This is a genomic window from Brevundimonas diminuta ATCC 11568 (assembly GCF_000204035.1).
Taxonomy (GTDB): Bacteria; Pseudomonadota; Alphaproteobacteria; order Caulobacterales; family Caulobacteraceae; genus Brevundimonas; species Brevundimonas diminuta.
Genome location: NZ_GL883086.1, coordinates 1,890,359 through 1,892,289, shown reverse-complemented (window position 1 = coordinate 1,892,289; position 1,931 = coordinate 1,890,359). Strand labels below are relative to the sequence as shown.

Genomic DNA, 1,931 nt, shown 5'->3' with positions numbered 1-1,931 from the left:
CGAAGGGTCGGGCGGCGCCGCGCGCCTGAAGATCGGCGTGCAGGCGGGCGAACTTGCCCGGCGCCTTCTTCGCGACCATCGGCAGGATGTGGACGGGCTTGCCGGTCGAGGCGGCCTCGGTCGCCATATTGGCGCTGTCCTCGGTGACGAGGATGTGGTCGGCGCCGTCCAGCATGGCGAACAGGGGATTGTCGCCCTCGCCGTCCCAGATCCAGCCGGGCAGGGCCGACAGGCGCTCGGTCATCGCCGCCTTGGCCGCTTCGGGCGTGCGGCGCGAATAGGTCAGCAGCAGGGCGCCGTTCGCGGCCGATACGGCCTTGGCGATCCGGTCGGCCAGTTCGGCGGCGTGGGCGGGCGGCAGGTCGAAGGCGGCGGACGCGCCGCCGACCATCACCGCCACGCGCGGATGGGGCAGGGGGGCGATGCGTGCGGCGAAGGCGGGCGCGGCCTCGGCCAGTCTTTCACGGGTGATGCGATGGGGGCTGCCGGTGATCGACAGGACGTTGGGGCCGCTCAACCCGTCGTGGGCGGGGGCGACGATCAGGTCGTAGCGGTCGTTGCGCCAGCGCGGATCCTGGGTCTGGACGATGAAGGTCTTGCCGCCGCTCCAGCCGCGCACGCGCGCCGACAGCGGCAGGCTGGCGCGGCCGGTGGCGATCCACAGGTCGGGCCATTCGGTCACGTCGCGCGGATCGAACGACCCCGGCGCCAGCATGGCGGGGGTCTTCAGCGCCGACGGCCAGCGGTCGAAGGCGGGGCGCCAGCGGACGGTCTGAACCGTGATCTCGGCCGGGGTCAGGCGGGCGACGGCCTCGGCCAGCCCTAAGGCCTGGTTCTGGATGCCGGTGCGGCCGTCGGACACGACCCAGATGGAAAGAGGGCGCGCGGCCAAGCCGCGCGCCCTGCCTTCAGCCTCGACGTCGGCGGAGGTTACTTCCACTCGACCTTGAGGATCTCATAGGCCTTCACGCCGCCGGGCGTGTTGACCTCGACCACGTCGCCGACCTCTTTCGAGATCAGGGCGCGGGCGATCGGCGAGGCGATGGAGATCTTGCCCAGCTTCACGTCGGCTTCGTGTTCGCCGACGATCTGATAGACGCCTTCTTCCTCGGTGTCCTCGTCCACGAAGGTGACGGTGGCGCCGAACTTGACCTGGTCGCCCGAAAGCTTGGACACGTCGATCACCTGGGCGCGCGACAGCTTGTCCTCGATCTCGGCGATCGAGCCTTCGATCCAGCCCTGGCGTTCCTTGGCGGCGTGGTATTCGGCGTTTTCAGACAGATCGCCATGTTCGCGGGCTTCCGCGATGGCGGCGATCACGCTGGGTCGTTCCACCGACTTCAATTGCTTGAGTTGATCGTCGAGGGAGCGATATCCCTCGGCCGTCATCGGCACTTTTTCCATTGTGTCGTGAGTTTCTTGCTACGCCCGAAGACAGGTGAGAGACGTTCCGGTACCGCTGCGGCCACGGGGGCGTTGCGTGACCGGGGAAGGAAGTTAGGGCGCCCGACGCCCAAACTCAAGATGGCGAAACGGCGCCATGCCGCGCGACGCAAGCGCGCAGCCGTGTTTCGGCGGTTTCCCTACGGCCCGGAGGGCGGGGCGGGCGGGGATGACGGCCCGCGCGCCTTGCTGAAGGCGCGCCGCAGGGCGCTCCAGGCGATGAAGCCCAGGGCGGCGACGGCCAGAAGCATGAAGACGCCCGATACGACCGCGACGCCCGCGGCGATGAAGGCGATGACGAGACAGACGGCCGCGAACAGGGCGGCGATGACCTGGATAACGGACAGACGCATGAAGATGTTAACGCCGTCGGCCGATCCGGGTTTCCTCGGCGGGACGACGCGCCGTCAGCGGCGCCGTCCGCTCCAGCGCTGACGCCGGTGCGGCGCGCGGGCGCCTGCTCCGCCCGTCCCGGCGCTCTGGACCGG

3 protein-coding genes are annotated in these 1,931 nt (G+C 69.7%); all 3 read right to left on the bottom strand.

From position 1 onward, the window contains the following. Positions 1-940, bottom strand: a 940-nt coding sequence (locus BDIM_RS13050; RefSeq protein WP_050796726.1) for a mitochondrial fission ELM1 family protein, incomplete at its 3' end; no start/stop codon positions are given. Beyond that, a complete protein-coding gene (gene greA / locus BDIM_RS13045) occupies positions 931-1,404 on the bottom strand; it encodes a transcription elongation factor GreA (protein ID WP_003166075.1) in 474 nt (157 codons plus the stop codon). The genes BDIM_RS13050 and greA, both read right to left, overlap by 10 nt. A 179-nt stretch (positions 1,405-1,583) precedes the next feature. Beyond that, positions 1,584-1,796, bottom strand: coding sequence for a hypothetical protein (locus BDIM_RS13040; protein WP_003166074.1), 213 nt, complete (start codon positions 1,794-1,796; stop codon positions 1,584-1,586). Positions 1,797-1,931 lie beyond the last annotated feature (135 nt).

Excerpts from the sequence above, each read along its gene's own strand:
- greA (WP_003166075.1), bottom strand. The coding sequence starts at position 1,404 with ATGGAAAAAGTGCCGATGACGGCCGAGGGATATCGCTCCCTCGACGAT.
- BDIM_RS13040 (WP_003166074.1), bottom strand. The coding sequence starts at position 1,796 with ATGCGTCTGTCCGTTATCCAGGTCATCGCCGCCCTGTTCGCGGCCGTC.